Annotated in this window: 17 protein-coding genes; 9 read left to right on the forward strand and 8 right to left on the reverse strand. The window is 71.5% G+C overall.

Features of this window, described 5'->3' with window-relative positions; genetic code table 11:
• The first annotated feature begins 38 nt into the window (after positions 1-38).
• On the forward strand, positions 39-1400 hold the full coding sequence (locus AB0K08_RS11050) for an OFA family MFS transporter (RefSeq protein ID WP_363354355.1): 1362 nt from the start codon (positions 39-41) through the stop codon (positions 1398-1400).
• On the forward strand, positions 1397-1633 hold the full coding sequence (locus AB0K08_RS11055) for a hypothetical protein (protein ID WP_363354356.1): 237 nt from the start codon (positions 1397-1399) through the stop codon (positions 1631-1633). Before AB0K08_RS11050 ends, AB0K08_RS11055 begins: the two co-directional genes overlap by 4 nt.
• 53 nt (positions 1634-1686) lie before the next feature.
• On the opposite strand, the gene AB0K08_RS11060 is transcribed toward AB0K08_RS11055, so the two are convergent.
• From AB0K08_RS11060 to AB0K08_RS11075, 4 genes are all read right to left on the reverse strand, one after another.
• Complete coding sequence (locus AB0K08_RS11060; protein ID WP_363354624.1) at positions 1687-2529, reverse strand: PPK2 family polyphosphate kinase; 843 nt, start codon at positions 2527-2529, stop codon at positions 1687-1689.
• Between the two features lie 40 nt (positions 2530-2569).
• Positions 2570-3802: a pyridoxal phosphate-dependent aminotransferase gene (locus tag AB0K08_RS11065; protein WP_363354358.1), complete on the reverse strand. Its 1233-nt coding sequence runs from the start codon at positions 3800-3802 to the stop codon at positions 2570-2572.
• 68 nt (positions 3803-3870) lie between these two features.
• On the reverse strand, positions 3871-4983 hold the full coding sequence (locus tag AB0K08_RS11070; protein WP_363354360.1) for a hypothetical protein: 1113 nt from the start codon (positions 4981-4983) through the stop codon (positions 3871-3873).
• The gene (locus AB0K08_RS11075; protein ID WP_363354362.1) at positions 4980-5408 is read right to left on the reverse strand and encodes an NUDIX domain-containing protein; all 429 of its coding nucleotides are present in this window, start codon (positions 5406-5408) and stop codon (positions 4980-4982) included. The genes AB0K08_RS11070 and AB0K08_RS11075 overlap by 4 nt, the downstream gene beginning before the upstream one ends.
• Positions 5409-5573: 165 nt before the next feature.
• Here AB0K08_RS11075 and AB0K08_RS11080 point away from each other — a divergent pair, with 165 nt between their 5' ends.
• The 4 genes from AB0K08_RS11080 (at position 5574) to AB0K08_RS11095 (ending at position 10327) form a co-directional block, all read left to right on the forward strand.
• Positions 5574-7415 carry a tetratricopeptide repeat protein gene (locus AB0K08_RS11080; RefSeq protein ID WP_363354364.1) on the forward strand — a complete coding sequence of 614 codons (1842 nt, stop codon included), beginning with the start codon at positions 5574-5576 and terminating at the stop codon, positions 7413-7415.
• An 84-nt stretch (positions 7416-7499) separates the two neighbouring features.
• Positions 7500-8030 (forward strand): hypothetical protein, encoded by a 531-nt coding sequence (locus AB0K08_RS11085; RefSeq protein ID WP_363354366.1) that lies wholly within the window; start codon positions 7500-7502, stop codon positions 8028-8030.
• Between the two features lie 126 nt (positions 8031-8156).
• Positions 8157-9632, forward strand: coding sequence for a HAMP domain-containing sensor histidine kinase (locus AB0K08_RS11090; protein ID WP_363354368.1), 1476 nt, complete (start codon positions 8157-8159; stop codon positions 9630-9632).
• Positions 9629-10327 carry a response regulator transcription factor gene (locus tag AB0K08_RS11095; protein ID WP_363354370.1) on the forward strand — a complete coding sequence of 233 codons (699 nt, stop codon included), beginning with the start codon at positions 9629-9631 and terminating at the stop codon, positions 10325-10327. The genes AB0K08_RS11090 and AB0K08_RS11095 overlap by 4 nt, the downstream gene beginning before the upstream one ends.
• Here AB0K08_RS11095 and AB0K08_RS11100 read toward each other — a convergent pair.
• The 3 genes from AB0K08_RS11100 to AB0K08_RS11110 all read right to left on the reverse strand — a co-directional run bounded on the left by AB0K08_RS11100 (position 10306) and on the right by AB0K08_RS11110 (position 13135).
• Entirely contained in the window at positions 10306-11550 is a 1245-nt protein-coding gene (locus AB0K08_RS11100; protein ID WP_363354372.1) for an aminoglycoside phosphotransferase family protein, read from the reverse strand. The genes AB0K08_RS11095 and AB0K08_RS11100 overlap by 22 nt on opposite strands.
• 18 nt (positions 11551-11568) lie before the next feature.
• On the reverse strand, positions 11569-12264 hold the full coding sequence (locus AB0K08_RS11105; protein ID WP_363354374.1) for a hypothetical protein: 696 nt from the start codon (positions 12262-12264) through the stop codon (positions 11569-11571).
• Positions 12265-12511: 247 nt separating this feature from the next.
• Positions 12512-13135 carry a GNAT family protein gene (locus AB0K08_RS11110; RefSeq protein ID WP_363354376.1) on the reverse strand — a complete coding sequence of 208 codons (624 nt, stop codon included), beginning with the start codon at positions 13133-13135 and terminating at the stop codon, positions 12512-12514.
• A gap of 40 nt (positions 13136-13175) precedes the next feature.
• On the opposite strand from AB0K08_RS11110, the gene AB0K08_RS11115 reads away from it, so the two are divergent.
• The 3 genes from AB0K08_RS11115 (at position 13176) to AB0K08_RS11125 (ending at position 15409) form a co-directional block, all read left to right on the forward strand.
• Positions 13176-13937: a 5-formyltetrahydrofolate cyclo-ligase gene (locus AB0K08_RS11115; RefSeq protein WP_363354378.1), complete on the forward strand. Its 762-nt coding sequence runs from the start codon at positions 13176-13178 to the stop codon at positions 13935-13937.
• A gap of 76 nt (positions 13938-14013) precedes the next feature.
• Positions 14014-14448, forward strand: coding sequence for an FmdB family zinc ribbon protein (locus AB0K08_RS11120; RefSeq protein WP_363354380.1), 435 nt, complete (start codon positions 14014-14016; stop codon positions 14446-14448).
• A gap of 307 nt (positions 14449-14755) precedes the next feature.
• A complete protein-coding gene (locus AB0K08_RS11125) occupies positions 14756-15409 on the forward strand; it encodes a hypothetical protein (RefSeq protein WP_363354382.1) in 654 nt (217 codons plus the stop codon).
• A 47-nt stretch (positions 15410-15456) separates the two neighbouring features.
• On the opposite strand, the gene AB0K08_RS11130 is transcribed toward AB0K08_RS11125, so the two are convergent.
• Positions 15457-17292, reverse strand: coding sequence for a DUF222 domain-containing protein (locus AB0K08_RS11130; protein WP_363354384.1), 1836 nt, complete (start codon positions 17290-17292; stop codon positions 15457-15459).
• Positions 17293-17373: the final 81 nt, after the last annotated feature.

The following is a 17373-nucleotide window of genomic DNA, read 5'->3' on the forward strand; positions in this document are numbered from 1 at the left end:
GGTCGGCCGGTGATCACAAGAGGGGACCGCACCACACCATGCCCAGCATCCTTGATCGAGAGGCCATCGTCGCCCCGCGCACGTTCAACCGGTGGCTGATCCCCGCCGCCGCGCTGGCCATCCACCTGTGTATCGGCCAGGTCTATGCCTTCAGCGTCTTCAAGATCCCCATGATGGGCCACTTCGGCACCGGTGACGTGGCCGTCGGCTGGATCTTCTCCGTGGCCATCGCCATGCTCGGCCTGGCCGCGGCCTTCGGCGGCACCTGGGTGGAGCGCTCCGGCCCGCGCAAGTCCATGGTGGTGGCCGGCGCCTTCTGGGTGGTGGGCTTCTTCGTGGCCACCCTGGGCATCGCCACGGGCCAGTTGTGGCTGGTCTACCTCGGCTACGGGGTGATCGGCGGCATCGGCCTGGGCATCGGCTACATCTCCCCCGTGTCCACGCTGATGAAGTGGTTCCCGGACCGTCCGGGGCTCGCCACCGGTCTGGCCATCATGGGATTCGGCGGCGGCGCGCTGATTGCCAGCCCGCTGTCCAACAGCCTGATGGCGCTCTACGGCGGCGGCACCCAGCCGGAACAGCTCCAGGACGGGCTGATGCAGACCTTCCTGACGTTGGCCGTGGTCTACGCCGTGGTGATCGCCCTCGGCGCCCTCGTGATCCGCGTCCCCCACCCGGACTGGACGCCCGCCGGCTTCAACCCCTCCGAGGCGGCCGCGAAGCCGATGCAGACCACCGCCAACGTCTCGGCCGACTCCTCCCTCAAGACCCCGCAGTTCTGGCTACTGTGGATCGTGCTCTTCTGCAACGTGACCGCCGGCATCGGCATCCTCGAGAATGCGGCACCCATGATCCAGGCCTACTTCAGCGAGATCACCCCGGCGGCCGCCGCCGGCTTCGTCGGGCTGCTGTCCATCGCGAACATGGCCGGCCGGTTCGTGTGGTCCACCACCTCGGACTACTGGGGCCGGAAGAACAACTACATGATGTACCTGGGCATCGGGCTGGCCATGTACCTGGTGATCGCCCTCATGGGCGGGGCCAACCTGGTGGTCTTCATCGTCGCCACCATGGTGATCATCTCCTTCTACGGGGGCGGGTTCTCCACGGTCCCCGCCTACCTGAAGGACATGTTCGGGGTGTTCCAGGTCGGCGCCATCCACGGCCGTCTGCTGACCGCCTGGTCCGCGGCCGGGGTCGCCGGCCCGTTGATCGTCAACAGCCTGCTCGAATCCCAGGAGGCCGCCGGCAAGACGGGGGCGGACCTGTACACCCTGTCCCTGTACATCATGGTCGGACTGCTGGCGATCGGCTTCATCGCCAACCTGCTGGTCCGTCCGGTCGCCGCCAAGCACCACGTCCCCGAGGACAGGATCAGCGAGAAGGAGAACGTCGCATGAGCACCTCCCCACGGAACCCGCAGAGCCCACGGCACGGACAAGACCCCGGCCGGGCCGCCGGCGGCCACGAGGCGGCGGATCAGGCCCCCGATGTCCAGGTCTCGGAGGGCGTCGCCGCCACCAGCGGCACCTACAACGCCGTGGCGGTCCTCCTGGCCCTGATCGTGATGGCGGCGCTGGTCTACGGCCTCGTCCAGACGGGGCTCAAGGCCTCGGCGCTGTTCACCGGCTGACCGCGCCGGGCCGCGCAGTTCAGCTGACCGCGCAGTTCAGCTGGCGGCGCAGTTCAGCTGGCGGCCAGTCGCCTCTTCTCGGCGTCGACGTCGAAGTCGGCCGGCGGCCATTCGAGGTCCAGGTCCTCGAGGGCCCCGATCAGCAGCTCCTGAACGGCGATCCTCGAGTACCACTTGCGGTTCGCCGGGACGATGTACCACGGGGCGTGGTCCGTGTCCGTCTGGGCGATGGCGATCCCGTAGGCCTCCATGTACTCGTCCCAGTAGGCCCGCTCGTCCACGTCGGTGGGGCTGTACTTCCAGAACTTGTCCGGCCGGTCGAGGCGTTCGGCCAGCCGGCCCTGCTGCTCGTCCTTGGACAGGTGCAGCATGACCTTCAGGATGCGGGTGCCGCCGGCCACCAGCTCCTGTTCGAAGTCCCGGATCTCGGCATAGCGCTGCTCGATCTCCGGCAGGGACGTGAGCCCGCGGACCCGGTGGATCAGCACGTCCTCGTAGTGGGACCGGTCCCAGACGCCCACGAATCCGGCCTGCGGGACGTGGGGGCGGACGCGCCACAGGAAGTGGTGTGCCTTCTCCTCGTCGGTGGGTGCCTTGAAGGCGGCGTCCTGAACGCCCTGCGGGTCCATGGCGCCGACCACGTGGCGCATGATCCCGCCCTTGCCGGCGGTGTCCATGGCCTGGATCACGAGCAGCAGGGAAGGGTCGTGTCCCGCGGCCGTCCCGGTGCCCGCGACCCCGTTGGCATAGAGGAGTTCCTGCAGCTGAGCCAGCCGCTCGGCCCCGGCCGCCAGGGTCGCCTCCCCCTCGGCCTTGCCGCCCGGGTAACCGGGCTTGGCATCCGGGTCCACCTCCGCCGGGCCCAGCAGCACGCCATCCGGGGTCCGGGCCCGCAGCAGGGTCCGCGGGTCCTGCCGGAAGTCCGTCACGGGCTGCTCAGCGCTCACGGTAGTCCTCCAGGAAGTCGGCGATCCGGCCGATGCCCTCCTCCAGGTCCCGCACGGAGGGGAGGGTGACGAGGCGGAAGTGGTCCGTGTCCGGCCAGTTGAAGGCCCGTCCGTGGGAGACCAGGATCTTCTGGGCCCGCAGCAGGTCGATCACGAACTTCTCGTCGTCCTCGATCCGGTAGACCTCCGGGTCCAGCCGGGGGAACAGGTACAGGGCGCCCTGGGCCGGCTGGACGCTGACCCCGGGGATCTCGGAGAGCAGCCGCTGGGCCAGGTTGCGCTGCTCGAGCAGCCGCCCGCCCGGCAGGATGAGGTCGTTGACGGACTGGTAGCCACCGAGCGCGGTCTGGATGGCGTGCTGGGCCGGGACGTTGGCACACATGCGCATGTTGGCCAGCAGCGTCAGGCCCTCGATGAAGTCCGTGGCGCGGTGCTTGGGCCCGGAGATCGCCACCCAGCCGGAGCGGTACCCGGCCACCCGGTACGCCTTGGACAGCCCGGAGAAGGTCAGGGTGACCACGTCGTCGGAGAGTCCCGCCACGTTGATGTGGCGGGCCCCGTCATAGAGGATCTTCTCGTAGATCTCGTCGCTCATCAGCACCAGGTTGTGCTTGCGGGCGATCTCCACGATCCCGCTGAGCACCTGGCGCGAGTAGACGGCGCCGGTGGGGTTGTTCGGGTTGATCAGGACGATCGCCTTGGTCCGGTCGGTCACCTTGGACTCGATGTCCTCCAGGTCCGGGGACCAGCCCTCCTCCTCCACGCAGCGGTAGTGCACGGCGCGTCCCCCCGAGAGGGTGGTGGCGCCGGTCCACAGCGGATAGTCGGGCGAGGGGATCAGCACCTCGTCGCCGTCGTCCACCAGGGCCTGCAGCACCATGGAGATCAGCTCGGAGACGCCGTTGCCGATGAACACGTCCTCCACGTCGATGCCCATGATCCCGCGCGACTGGTAGTACTGGCTGACCGCGGTGCGGGCGGAGTAGATGCCCTTGGAGTCGGAGTAGCCCTGGGCGTGGGGCAGGTGGGAGACCATGTCCTTGAGGATGGCGTCAGGGGCCTCGAAGCCGAACGGCGCCGGGTTGCCGATGTTCAGCTTCATGATCCGGTGGCCGGCCGCCTCCATCCGCTGGGCCTCCTCCAGGATGGGTCCACGCACGTCATAGCGCACATTGAGGAGCTTGGAGGACTGCTTGATCTGACCGGACCGTGTCTTTGCCATGGGCTCCATCCTAGAACCGCGCGCCACCGGATTCCGTCAGGCCGTCCAGCTCCCGGCCGGGGTGCCGGTCAGAACCAGCCGTCGGGCGTCTGTTCGAGACCGGCGGTCACCAACCAGTACTGGGCCGCCTCCTCGCGCGGCAACCGGTCCGGCCCGGTGGTGAGTCGCTGCAATTCCGCGAGCATCTCCCCGTCCAGCCGATCGGCCACCTCGCGGAGGACGCCCTCGGTGCCGTCCGGCAGGGCCTCCTGCTCCGCCACCAGCAGCACGCGCCCCTCCGGCAGCACCCGGGCCGGGTCGCCGAGGGGCTCCAGGGCCCGGTCCGAGATGGCCGGGTCCGTCCCGTACATCAGCACGACGTCGGCCCGACCGGTGACGAGGTCCCCCACGACTCCCAGCTCGCCCGGCTCCACCCACCGGGACGGCTCGCATCCCGCGAGCGAGTCGAGCCGCTCGCCGTACACCGCCGCCTCGTCCTGTGGGCTGAACACCAGCCGGTCGCACAGCCCGTTCAGGTCGGAGAGCTCCTCCATCTCATACAGCCCGGTCAGCGCCGTGGTGGCCACGGCCTGCAGGCGCATGGTGCCCGCCGAGGCCCCCACGACCTCCGCGTCCTCGGGGAAGTACTCCGTGACCATGGCGGTGGTCCCCTGGGCGTCCGCGGCCGGCCGCCCCTCCGGCAGCGAGGTAGGCGAGCCGGTGGACGTCGGGTGCCCGGTGGGGGTGGCCGGCGCCGGATCCGAGGCCGGCGCGCTGGCCGAGGCCTCCGCGCTGGGACCGGCGCCGGAGGAATCGGGTGACGGGGCCGGCGTCGGGACCTCGCCGGCGAGCATGTCCGGGATGAGGTGCGAGGCCATGGCCAGACTGTCCACCACGGCGACCTGGTGTTCCCCGGCGGCACCCCAGGGCTCCGCGGAGGGCTCCCCGACCTCGGCGGCGATCCCCTGGTTCTCCAGGTGCCGCTCGAGCACCACGGCCAGCAGCTGCTCCTCGGGGCGGGTGCCCGAGATCAGGGAGACGGGGACAGCGTCCGGTGTGGCCGTGCCGGCGGCGCCCGGGGCGGACTCCTCGGCACCGGGCTGCGGCGTGCAGCCCACCATCAGGGCGGCGGTCAGGGCCCCGGCGGCCAGCACGGCGCCGGCCCGGCGTGGTGCCGCGGTGGCTCCGGGTGCGCCCCTCATCGCGGCGCACCGAACAGTTCGAGGGCCCGATGGACGGTCGGGGACGTGCGGTGGCGGTGCAGCTCGTCGAGCGGGATCCAGGCGGCGTCGATGGAGGAGCCGTCCGTCTCGGGCCGCAGCTCGCCGGAGACGACGTCGGCCCGGTAGAGGACCTGCACCGTCAACAGCGGGCGGCCGGGGTGGGAGAGCCGGCGGCCGGCCTCGATGGTGCGGCTGGTGACGCCGAGCAGGTCGCCGAGCACGGCGTGGTATCCGGTCTCCTCGAGGATCTCCCGCACACAGGCCTCGTCCGGCTGTTCGCCCAGTTCCACCTGTCCCCCGGGGAGCGTCCAGATGTTCTCCGTGGGGCCCTGCCACAGGCTCATCAGCAGGGCGTGGTCACGGATGACGACGCCGTAGGCGCCGACGCGGCTGTCGAAATCCATGTGGGCCAGTCTAGGCGGTGGGATCCCGGCCCCGACCCGCACATGTCGGGTGGGTCCGACGTCTGGAATACTGGATGGGTTGCGGCACTGGCACCCTGCGCCCTGCACCGTGCACACCGCCGCGACTCGCGAACGACCGGGACCAGTAGGACCAGAAGGGCTGGCATGACCGAGCATGACGGCTCCGAGGCGACCGGCGGGCTCCCGGAGGATCTCGGGCCGCGGCTGAACGCGGTCCTGGCCCGTCGGTCCCTGGCGGGCGGGCCGCAGGGCGCACCCGAGACCGCCCGCGGCTGGCTGGACATCTCCTACGAGGCCGCCTACGCGGAGGACCTTCCCCGCGCATCGCGCGCGGCCCGCACCGGCCTGGACGCCCCCGGTGGCCAGGACCCCGTGAACCGGGCCGGCCTGTTCCGGGCGCTGGCGTCCGTGGCCGAGCTGACCGGCGATCACGCCGCCGCCACCGGATACATCGCTGACCGCGCCCGGGTGCTCGAAGCCGCCGGCTACCCCCACCGGGCCCGGATGGAGGTCGAGCTCGGCGTCATGCTGCTGCGCGAACCCGAGTCGTTCGAGGCCACCGTCCTGGAGGGCGTCCTGGAGCAGGAGCGGCGCCGGTCGGCCCGCTCGGTGGACACCGTGCTGCCGGACGTCCTGGTGGCGCTGGCGGTGCGGCACGTGGAGGACGGCCGGCTCGATTCCGCCGTCGGGCTGCTGGAGGAATGCCTGACGGTCCAGGAGGCGCGGGCCACCGCGGGACTGCCGCTGGCGCCCGAGTCCCTGTCCTCCACCCGCATGTTCCTGGCGCACGTGCACCTGATGAGCCACGAGCCCGAGCTGTCCGCGGAGGTGGCGGACGAGGTCCTGGCCGGTCAGTCCAACCGTGCCGTGCGGGCCGCCATGTGGATGCTCAAGGCGGTGGTGGCCCAGGAGCAGGGAGACGGGGTCAGCGCCGTGCTGCACGCCCTGCGGTCCGTGGAGCTCCACTCCGCCGCCGGGGTGCGCAAGGGTGCCGCCTCGGCCGCGGCGCTGCTGGCCGGCCTGGCCGCCGACGCCGGCGATCAGCAGGCCTCGATCCTGGCCTGGAAGGTGGCCGTGGCACAGGCCGAGCAGGGAGAGGTGCCGGAGGCCTCGGACCTGACCCTGGCCCTGGGGCACCAGTTGCTGGAGGCCGAGGAACATGCCCTCGCCGAACGGGTCCTGGCCGGCCTGGTGCGCCGCGAGGAGGCCGCCAGCCGCCTGCCCGGACTGGCGCGTGCCCTCGTGGACCTGGGTCATGCGGCCCGCCACCAGAACCGACCGGACGAGGCACTGGAGCACTGGGACCGGGCCGCCGCCCTGTTCGAGGAGGCCGGGGCCACGGACGAGGCCGCCCGGATGCACCTGGCCGCCGGGGCCCTGTTGAACCGTCAGGAGAAGGCGGAGCAGGCCGCCGAACGGTTCTCCCGAGCGGTGGACCTGGCCCGCGCCGATGAGGAGGACGGGGGCGAGGATGCCGTGGACCACGACCCCGCGGTGCTGCCCCAGGCCCTGCACGCCCTCGGTCACGTGCTGTGCGAGCTCGGTCAACAACGCGGTGTGGCCCTGCTGGACGAGGCGATCGCCCTGGCCCAGGACTCCTCCGCGGCCTGGCACGAGGCCGACTTCACCGACACCCGGGCCCGCGGGCTCTGGGCGCTGCGCCAGGGGCCGGCCGCCGTGTCCTCGGCCCTGACGGCGGCGGACCTGTTCGCCGCCTCCGAGGACACCACGGCCTCCTCCAACGCCGAGCTGTTCGCGGCCTATGTGCTGTTGGAACAGGAGCGGGCCGAGGAGGCGGCGACCCTGTTCCGGATGATCACGGAGCAGGAGGGCACCGCCCGGTACCTGCGCATGGCGGCCTGGCTGGGGCTCGCCCAGTCCCTGGACCTGTCCGGGGACGAGGTGGGCGCCACCCGGGCCCGGGTCGAGGCGGACGCCGCCGCCCAGGCGGAGGACCAGGGGGACGACCGGGACGGCGAGCGGTGACGGCGAGCTGTTTATCATCGGATCCTCATGCTGGCCGGGCCGTTTCTCATCTTCGGTTCATGATGACGCGGGACCATGGATGGCATGAAGAACACCGGTAAGGGATTGAAGGCCACGGTCGCACTGATGGTGGTCGCGGTCATGGCCGCCCTCGGCGTCGCGGTGGTGTCCGCGCAGCCCAGCAACGTGGACCTGGGGCCGATGATCGCCGTCACCGATGCCCCCTCCACCGATGCGCGCAACGCCCCGTCCTCGATGGACCCCTCCCCGGCCGAGACCGATCCGTCCAGCCCGGCACCGGAGTCCTCCCCCGCCGCCACCACGCCCCCCGCGCCGTCGTCGGCCTCCGGCACCGACACCTCGGATTCCTCCCGCGTCAAGATCAGCTCCAAGCCCGCGCCGGAGACCAGCGCGCCGGCACCGGCCCCGAAGCCGAAGCCGAAGCCGGCGAACACCGCTCCGGCCCCGCCGCAGTCCGTCCCGAACCCGGCACCCCAGCAACCGCGCTACAGCGACGATGACGGGGATGACGACGACTGGGATGATGATGACGACTGGGACGACGATGATGACGATGACGACTGGGACGACGACGACGATGACGATGACGACTGATCACGGGCGCACCCGCGGGACCGGCCGGTGACGGCTCCCCCGGACCCACGCAGTGCCACGCCGGCCCGGGAGCATTCCCGGGCCGGCGATCGTCTGCGGGTTCGGCGGGGTCTGCGGAACCTCATCATGAACTGGAGCGCACTGCCGGTGCGCACCCGGGTCATCGGGCTGCTGGTGTTGCTGACCTCCGTGGCACTCATCCTGTCCGGGGCCACCGCCTACGTGCTGCAGCGTGGCAGCATGATCCGGCAGATCGACGATTCCCTGACCCGTTCGGTCCAGGAGTTCCGCATCCTGGCCCAGGAGGGCATCGATCCGGCCTCCGGGGAACCGTTCTCCGCCTCGGATCAGCTGGTGTTCACGGCCATGCAACGCACCATGCCGGCCGAGCACGAGGGCATGCTGGGCTTCCGCGACGGCGAGATCAGCTGGACGGCCTCCACCGCCGTCGAGCTGCGGCTCGAACGGGATCCGGAGATCGTGCAGTGGGCGTCGAGCCGTCTCCACAACGAGAGCGTGGCCATCGAGACGATCACCACCGCCCAGACCACGTACCGCGCGGTGACGGTGCCCATCCAGTTCGACAACGACTCGGCGCCGTCCCTGATGCTGCTGGCCTACGACTTCTCCGCTGAGGCACAGGAACTCGACACCGTCTTCGTCACCTACGGCCTCGTGGGATTCGGTGTGCTGGTCCTCGTGGGGGTGGCTGGCTGGGTCCTCGTGGGCCGGCTGCTCCACCCGCTGCGGACCCTGCAGTCCACGGCGGCGGAGATCTCCGGCACGGACCTGCGCCGGCGGGTGCCGGTCTCCGGCCAGGACGACGTGGCCGAGCTGGCGATGACCTTCAACGAGATGCTGGACCGACTCCAGGAGGCCTTCTCCTCCCAGCGGCAGCTGCTCGATGACGTGGGCCACGAGCTACGCACCCCGATCACCATCGTCCAGGGACATCTGGAGCTGCAGGACGCCGCCGATCCCGCCGATGTGCGCGAGGTCCAGGAGATCGCCATGGATGAGCTGGACCGCATGCGCCTGCTGGTGGACGACCTCGTCACCCTGGCCAAGTCCGGCCGGCCGGACTTCGTGGCGACCGAGCCGGTCGACGTCGGCTCCCTCACCCGCGACGTGCTGAGCAAGGCCTCCCCGCTGGGTGCCCGGATCTGGACGCTGGACCACGCCGCGGACGTCACGGTGCCGTTGGACGCCCAGCGCATCACCCAGGCGTGGCTGCAACTGGCCTCCAACGCGGTGAAGTACTCCCAGGAGGGGGCCAAGGTGTCCATCGGCTCGCAGGCCCTGTCCGGCACCTTGCGCCTGTGGGTCCGGGACCAGGGCATCGGCATCCGGCCCGAGGACCGCGAGCGGATCTTCGCCCGTTTCGGCCGGGGCGCCAACAGCACGCGGGCCGAGGGCTCCGGGCTGGGGCTGAACATCGTCACCGCCATCGTGGGCGCCCACGGGGGCACCGTGGACGTGCAGTCCGCCCCGGGGATCGGCTCGACGTTCTACCTCGACCTGCCGCTGGACCCCCAGAACCCGGCCGAGCCGGTAGGTTCTACTCTGAGCACAACGACACACTCCAAGGACGGTGCGGCGTGAGCCAAATCCTGATGATCGAGGACGAACCACGGATCAGTTCCTTCGTGGCCAAGGGCTTCAAGGCCGAGGGACTGGCGACCACGGTGGCGGCGACCGGGCGCGAGGGCCTGGTGCTGGCGCTGACCGGGGGCTTCGAGCTGGTCATCCTGGACCTGGGCCTGCCGGACATGGACGGCTTCACGGTGCTGGAGAAGATCCGCGCCCAGGAGCCGGACCTGCCCGTCATCATCCTCACCGCCCGGGCCTCGGGTGAGGACACCGTCCAGGGGCTGACCTCCGGGGCTGACGACTACATGCCCAAGCCGTTCCGCTTCGCCGAACTGGTGGCGCGGGTGCGCCTGCGGCTGCGCCCGGAAGGCGGATCCGCCGCCACCCCGCCGGATCCCGTGTTGCGGCATGTCGATCTCGAGCTGGACCCGGTGCGGCACGTGGCGGCAGTCGGCGGCGTCGAGGTGGACCTCTCGGCCCGGGAGTTCTCCCTGATGGAGACGTTCCTGCGGCATCCGGGACAGGCCCTGAGCCGCGAGCAGCTGCTCTCCCGGGTGTGGGGCTATGACTTCGACCCGGGGTCCAACGTGGTGGACGTGTATGTGCGTTATCTCCGCAACAAGCTCGGGGCCACGCGTTTCGCGACCGTGCGCGGGGTGGGGTACCGACTGGTGGAGGAGAAGGACTACCAGCCGGCGGCGGACTGAGGCAGGGCCAGCAGGGATTCGGCGATGTCCAGCCGTTGACGGGCGGAGGCCTGCCAGTCCCTGCGGCCCGAGTCCCGGGCCCCGGCCACCAGGGACAGTGCCACGGCGGAGGACCGGCAGGCCAGTGCCGCGGGATCCACCCCGGCGACGAAGGACGAGTGGAAGCGCCGCAGGGCCTGGTCCACGTACACGTAGCGGTGGTCCACGGCGGGCAGGACGGCCAGGTGGCCCAGGAAGCAGGCCAGGTCGTCCACGCGGTGCCCCGGTCCCGCCCCGTCGATGTCCAGCACGCCGCTGATGCGGTTCCGGCTCACCAGGAGGTTGGCCTCGTAGAAGTCGCCGTGCGTGGGCACCACCGGCCCGCGGTCCGTGGTGTCCAGCTGGCGTCGGAGGTGCTCCACCAGTGACCGGATGCGCTGGGCCTGGCCCGGCAGGGCGGTGGCGGCGGCGTGCCCGTAGTCCACGATCCGGTCCGACCAGGCCTCCCGGCGCGGCAGCTCGACCAGCTCCTGCGGCATCCGGTCCAGGACGCCCAGCACGTCCGCCGGCTGGATGTGGCGGGCGCCGTCGGCCATAATCGCCGTGGCCAGGACGGCCCCCTGACCCTGTTCCAGGGCCAGCACGTCCGCCACCGGGGGTCCGAGCACCGCCGGGACGGGCACCCCCGCCGCAGCCAACAGGGTGTGCCGGTGATGCAGGCGGGTGGCCAGGCCGGGCCGCATGACCTTCAGGAACAGGGTCCGCTGTCCCGTGTCCCCGGAGACGACCGCGCGCAGCACCGCCCGGCGCAGCGGACGGTAGCTGATCGTCTGCAGGTCGACCAGGGCCCCGCCGCCGCCCCAGAGGGAGACCACCGAGTCCGGATCCGAGGCCAGGGCGAGGCCGGTCAGCAGCGGGTCGTGCGGGTGGAACCAGGCGGACCAGGTGGCGTCGGCGTCCTGGCCGGCCACGATCACGCCGTCCTCGGGGACAGCCTCGGCCGTCAGCGCAAGGAACAGTTCCTGCGGCTCCGGGCTCCCTCCCGACTCTACGGGGGTGGCCCGGACGCGGAAGATGCCGGTCGCCCCCGCGCCGGGCCGGTGCTGGAGGTCGACGAGTTCGGCACGAACCAGGCGGTGGCCGTGTTCTTCCAGGACCTGGCCCAGTCGGGTGTGGACGGTGGTCGAGGTCAGGTATTGGACCTGCCGCTGTTCCGCCTCATCCCGGTGCGCGCCGTTGCGCATCGGCAGCAGCCTTCTGCCTCAGACGGCCCGGCGCCGTTCCAGGACCCGGTCCAGGTCCAGGGGGCGGTGGGCGGTGGCCTCGAGCCTGGCGCGGTACTCGGCGGAGACGCCCGACTTCAGCTTCACGCCGGGGCTGGCCATCGGGGCCTCCGGCGTCACCAGCGGTGCCGGGGCCGGACGGTGTGCCTCGCCGGCGTCCAGGTAGGTGGGGCGCGGCACGCTCGGGAGGGCGGCGGCCTCCGGTGCGGCCGACTCGGCCGGGCCGGCGTCCTGACGCTCCGAGGCCGGTGCGGCCGGGCGATCGGAGGGGGCGGGGGTCCGGTCGCTGGTGCCGCTGCCCGAGGCGGCGTCGAACACCGGGGTGGTGCCGGCGCCGGAGACCACGGGGTCTGCTGAGGCCACGGTGGGGCTCATGGCCTCATCGAAGGCGTGCTCGATCCGGCGGTCCGCACGCTTCTTGCGGTCCCGCACGGCCAGGGCGCGCAGGCTGGCCACGGCGACCACTGCCACCACGGCGGACACGCCCGCGATGACCAGGGTGCCCGCACCGAAGGCTGCGGCCACGCCGGTGCCGATGAAGGTCAGGGCGGCCACGAGGGCGAGCGCGGCCAGTGCGGTGCGGTCCCACTTGACGCGGAAGCCGGCCTCCGGGGTCGTCTCGTGCGTGGTCGGGGTCTCGGCGTCCCGGGGCGTGGACTGGGCGGTGCGCGACATGGTCTTCCTCCGGTGGCTCCTGGACAGGGGCTGCTTCTTGGCCCTCCGGTAGATGGCTATCAGCCACGCGACCACCAGTGCACACAGCACCAATGATCCGTGCAGGTGGATGTCCGGAAGGAAGCCCAGTGCAAGGCTGAGCGACTCTTCAAGACTACCCGTGCCTGCATCCACCCACCTAACGGTACCGGCCGAAAACTACACCGTTGTGATTCGACGCGGTGTGTCCGCCGGATCACCCGCGAAATCAGCGAGAACACCCCTCCCACCGGGTCAGCAGACCCCCGGGGACCTCCGGCGCCGTGAGAGCGAAGGACTCGTGGTCCCGCCAGTCGCCGTCGATGTGCAGGTAGTCCCGCCGCAGCCCCTCATGGCGGAATCCGAGCTTCTGCACCACCCGCAGGCTCGCGGCGTTCTCCGGCCGGATGTTGATCTCCATCCGGTGCAACCCCAGGGTGTTGAAGCAGTAGTCCGTGGCCAGCGCCACGGCCGTCGGCACGATCCCCGCACCCGCCCGGTCCCGGTCGATCCAGTAGCCGAGGGACGCCGAGAGGGCCGAGCCGCGCACGATCGAGGAGACGCTGAGCTGTCCCACGATCACCGGCTGCCCTCCGGCCGAGGCCCGCAGGCAGATCAGCCAGGGCAGGGCGGTGCCGTCCCGGCCGGAGCGGTTGAGCACCCTGACCATCTCGAAGTAGCTCTTCAGCGCGCTGTCCGGCTCGGGATTGGTGGCGTCCCAGCGGCGGAGCCAGTCACGGTTCCGGGCCCGGAGGGACATCCACTCCTCCTGGTCCCAGCGGCGGAACGGGCGCAGCACGATCTCCCCGTGTTCCAGGGTCACGGGCCAGCGGTGGGTCGCGGCAGGCGGCATGGTCCGATCCTAGGTCCACACCATGGGCCAGAATGGGAGGGTGTCCTTCCATCAGCACTCCCCCGCGCCATCGCCGGACCCCGCCGAGGGTCAGGCCCAGCTGCAGTACTCCGAGTCCCTGACCGGGAACCGGGGTGAGACCCCCGAGGAGGTGCTCCGGCACCGGAAGCAGGACTTCCGGACCCTGTGGCGGGCCCGCCGCCGGGAGTTGGACCCGGCCGATCGGGCCGAGCAGTCCGCGGTCCTCACCCGGACGGTGCTCGACTGGTACCTGCCGCGCGCACACCACCGGCGCGCCGCCGTCGTGATGTCCTATGGCTCGGAGCCGGACACCGGGCCGCTGCGCACCGCGCTGCACGAGGCGGGAGTGGAGGTCCTGGTCCCGATCACCGAGCCGGAGCGCCGCATGTCCTGGACGGCCTGGCATCCGGGCGTGGAGGTGGCCCGGAGTCCCGTGGCGCCGATCGACGAGCCGGTCGGCGAGCGTCTCGGCGTGGACACCTTCGCCACCGTGGACCTCGTGCTCGTGCCCGCCCAGGTGGTGGACACCCGGGGCCTCCGGCTGGGTCAGGGCGGCGGGTACTACGACCGCTTCCTGGCCGGGCTCGAGGGATTGGGGCGGCGGGAGAACACGGGGCACGACGCCGGCCCGGCGCCTTCCGCGGTCCCCCTCACCGTGGCGATGGTGTTCCGGCACGAGTTCCTGACGCGCGGCCAGGTCCCGTCGGACGAGCACGACCGGCCGGTCGACGGGGTCGTCACCCCGGACGGCTTCACGTGGTTCGGAGCCGGGCCGTCCTGAGCACGCGCCGGTGTAGACTTGGCACTCGAATCCTGAGAGTGCCAGAATCTCAGTGCCCTGACGAGAGGACCGCCCGGTGCCCACCTACGCCTACGCCTGCAAGGACTGCGGCCACGAGTTCGACATCGTGCAGTCCTTCACGGACGACTCGCTGACCGTGTGCCCGTCCTGCGAGGGCACCCTGCGCAAGAAGTTCAACTCCGTGGGCGTGGTCTTCAAGGGTTCCGGCTTCTACCGCAACGACTCCCGATCCGAGGGCTCGGGGTCCACGGGGTCCGGGTCCAAGGGTTCGGGGGCCAAGGGTTCGGACTCCACGAGCGCAGGCTCCGGCGGCTCGTCGAGCAGCTCGTCCGGCGGCTCGTCCGAATCGTCATCGGGTGGTTCCACCTCGGGTGATTCCGGCACGTCTTCTTCTCCGTCCTCCGGCTCGTCGTCCTCCGGGTCTTCGACGGGCGGTTCCAGCTCGGGCGGCTCGTCGTCCGGCAGTTCTTCCCAGGGCTCGGCGGCCTAGCAACCTCCTCCACAGCGGCACACTCTCGCCGACCTGTCCACGGTCGGCGCGGTCGCCGTGGCACCATCCTGCCGACGACTGTTCTGATCGGGGCATGCCATCCTCCCCGCCCCGCCATCACCGCCGCAGCGACTCCTCCCGAGTCTCCTCCTCTCGGGCACCCTCCTCTCAGGCACCCTCCTCTCAGGCACCCTCCTCTCGGGCACCGTTGTCTCGGGCCGCCTCCTCTCGGGCTGCTTCCTCCCGGTCCGCACGCCGAGAACAGCGGCGAGCACTGCGCCGGCAGCGACGGGCGGTGCGCCGCCGGATGGCCACTCCCCCACCGCCCCAGCTGACCGAGTACGACGACGGACCGGCCGGCTCCAGCGTGAGGTCTGCCCGTGGCACGCGGCGCGGGCGATGGAAGCTGGCGGTCGCCGCCCTGCCCCTGCTGTTCGCCGTCGCCTTGTTCCTGGTCAACGTCCTCGGCGACACTGACGGTGGTGCCGAGGACGGGCATGCGGCTGGCGAGGGGGCGACGGACCGTGGTGCCGTCGACACAGACCGGGTTGACACAGGCTGGGTCGGCAGCGGCTGGGTCGACGGGGGCCTGGCCGGCGCCGCCGGAGCCACGGCGGAGGTGGCGGCGCCCGCGGGGATCCCGGTGCCCGCGCCATCGCCCCTGCCCGTGCCCGTGCCGGCCTCAGCCGCCGGTGCCCCCGTGCCACCGGACGGCCACCGTGCCGTGGCCATCCGCTTCGCCGCACCGGACGCCGTGGACCTGGTGGCCGACGGAGACCGGATCGACGTGGTGGGACTCGACGGCGACGTGCTGGCCGCCGGCCTGGAGGTGCTCCAGGACCGCTCCACCGCTCAGGCCCGGGTCCTCGTGGTGGCGGTACCCGCAGAACAGGCCCCGGAGCTGGCGGCGGCCGCCGCGGCACGAGACCTCACCCTGCTGCCGGTTCGCCCCGCCGGCTGAGAACGGGATTCACCTGCCACCTGACTCCGGACACCGGAGACCGGAGACTACGCGGCGTACCGGTAATGAGGCTCGTACTCAAGGAGTCGACGGGGCCTGAGGAACCCGATGTCCACCGGGCCGGTGATTTCCGGCGGGGACTCCGAGGTCTCGGCAGTCTCCGTAGTCTCGGCAGTCTCCGCGGTCTCGACGGTCTCGGCGGCTTCCGTAGTCTCCGTCTCCACCGGGTGCGATCGATGAAGCGGCACCGTGGGGCGCGTGTACCGGTGGCCGGTGGGAGTGGTCACCGTGAGCGACTCAGCCGTGGCCTCGTGGCTCCAGCCGGGGTGCTCCTTGGTCAGGTTGCAACGCACACACAAGCCCGAGCCGTTCTGATAGCTCGTCGGGCCACCCTCCCGGAACGGGATGGCATGGTCCAGGTGCCTGATCGGCGCGCCGCAGAACGGCGTCCGGCAGGTGCCGTCCCGGATCACGATCATCCTTCGCAGCCCTCCCGTGAAGGTGCGACGCTGCGAATCCATCGCGACCAACTGCCCGGTCTCGGGGGCGGTGTAGAGGCGTCGGAGGAAGACCTCGGCCTCCGTGCCCGCCACCAGCCGCCGCGCGGTCGGAGCCGGGATCGGACCGAATCCAGGCAACCACGCCGCTCGAGAAGCCGCAGCACGACCGCCCGGAGGGGCACCCGCCTCGGGAGCGTCCGTCGGAGCATTCGTCCCTGTCTCGGGCAGACTGGTCCCCGTCGGTGAGCTCGGTGGTGGTTCAGTGCCGGGTGCGGTGCCGGATGCGGTGCCGGATGCGGTGCCGGGTACGGGGCCACCGAACAGGCTGGCCTCCGTCATGACGAGGTGCACCTCCACGGGGACCGCTCGTGCGCCGGGCTGGCCGGTGAGTCGTTCGACCAGGGTGTCCGCGAGGACCTGCCCCGGGGTGCGACCACCGTGCTCGTCATCAGCCCCGCCAACATCCCGGCCAACATCCCCGCCAACATCCTGGACACGCTTCCCACCATCGCCTCGGCGCCCGCCCTGCTCCCTCGGGCCGTCGGTGGGATCCGCCACGTGCTCCTGCCGGGCTTCGCCCTCGGCGATGAGGCGGGAGGCGGTCTCGACGAGGTTCTGGTAGCAGGCCGCTGCCTGTTCGATCGGCAGGAACGCGGTCAGATACGCCATCCCGGGGGTCGATTCAGAGGGCTTGACGGACACGTGACGGTCCCGCCGCGCCTCGTCGTAGCGTTCGGCGGCGGCCTCCGGGTCTTGGGCGGCGGCCTCGGCCTGGGCGGCGCGGGTCAGGTCCCTGACCCCGCAGCGGCCGAACAGGTCGGCCAGATGGGAATCGACCGCTTGGCGGGAGTCCGAGTCCAGCCACTGCGTCTGGCGTTCCACCGCCGCGACATGGGCTCCGTTCAGGACCCCCGACTGCAGGGCCGAGAGGGTGTTCGGCAGATCCGCCGCCACGTTCACGGCCTTGCGCAGCTCCGTGGACCCGCTGTGCGGGCTGATCCTGCGTGCCAGCCCGATCTCACCGCCCAGCCCCCGCCCCCGACGCTTGACCGGGACACCCCGACGCGCCTCGGCCGTGGTCCGGTGGGAGTGCAGGGCGGCGGTCTCCCGGATCTGCGCCGCCGTGATCGCGGCCTTGAGCTGCTCCAGCACCGCGATCCGGTCGATGGCCTCGGCCTCGACCCCGTCCGGCGAGGCGATCGCCTCCGGGCCGGCCGGGTGCGCAGTGTCCGGGGCGTCCGGATCCACCGCCGCGGCGGGGATCATCAGCGAGAAGGCCTCGCGGAGTGACATCAGCTCCAGTGCGTTCACCGGGGCACGGCTGTGACCGGCGACGGTGCTGGTACCGTGCCGGCCGGCGTCGTGCCCGGGTGCCGTGTCCATGTCTTCGACCCTACGGAGGGGCCAGGACAGGATAAGGATCTGGGCCGCCGGCTGTGGATGATCGGCGTCGCTCGGCCTGAT

It is taken from the genome of Citricoccus sp. NPDC055426, assembly GCF_040677445.1.
In the GTDB taxonomy this organism is placed as follows: domain Bacteria; phylum Actinomycetota; class Actinomycetes; order Actinomycetales; family Micrococcaceae; genus Citricoccus.

Bases quoted from the DNA above. Each gene is read 5' to 3' on its own strand.
- AB0K08_RS11065 (WP_363354358.1), bottom strand. From the start codon at position 3,802: ATGGCAAAGACACGGTCCGGTCAGATCAAGCAGTCCTCCAAGCTCCTC.
- AB0K08_RS11110 (WP_363354376.1), bottom strand. From the start codon at position 13,135: ATGCCGCCTGCCGCGACCCACCGCTGGCCCGTGACCCTGGAACACGGG.
- AB0K08_RS11075 (WP_363354362.1), bottom strand. From the start codon at position 5,408: ATGGATTTCGACAGCCGCGTCGGCGCCTACGGCGTCGTCATCCGTGAC.
- AB0K08_RS11055 (WP_363354356.1), top strand. From the start codon at position 1,397: ATGAGCACCTCCCCACGGAACCCGCAGAGCCCACGGCACGGACAAGAC.
- AB0K08_RS11130 (WP_363354384.1), bottom strand. From the start codon at position 17,292: ATGGACACGGCACCCGGGCACGACGCCGGCCGGCACGGTACCAGCACC.
- AB0K08_RS11070 (WP_363354360.1), bottom strand. From the start codon at position 4,983: ATGAGGGGCGCACCCGGAGCCACCGCGGCACCACGCCGGGCCGGCGCC.
- AB0K08_RS11090 (WP_363354368.1), top strand. From the start codon at position 8,157: ATGAACTGGAGCGCACTGCCGGTGCGCACCCGGGTCATCGGGCTGCTG.
- AB0K08_RS11085 (WP_363354366.1), top strand. From the start codon at position 7,500: ATGAAGAACACCGGTAAGGGATTGAAGGCCACGGTCGCACTGATGGTG.
- AB0K08_RS11105 (WP_363354374.1), bottom strand. From the start codon at position 12,264: ATGTCGCGCACCGCCCAGTCCACGCCCCGGGACGCCGAGACCCCGACC.
- AB0K08_RS11050 (WP_363354355.1), top strand. From the start codon at position 39: ATGCCCAGCATCCTTGATCGAGAGGCCATCGTCGCCCCGCGCACGTTC.
- AB0K08_RS11100 (WP_363354372.1), bottom strand. From the start codon at position 11,550: ATGCGCAACGGCGCGCACCGGGATGAGGCGGAACAGCGGCAGGTCCAA.
- AB0K08_RS11080 (WP_363354364.1), top strand. From the start codon at position 5,574: ATGACCGAGCATGACGGCTCCGAGGCGACCGGCGGGCTCCCGGAGGAT.
- AB0K08_RS11125 (WP_363354382.1), top strand. From the start codon at position 14,756: ATGGCCACTCCCCCACCGCCCCAGCTGACCGAGTACGACGACGGACCG.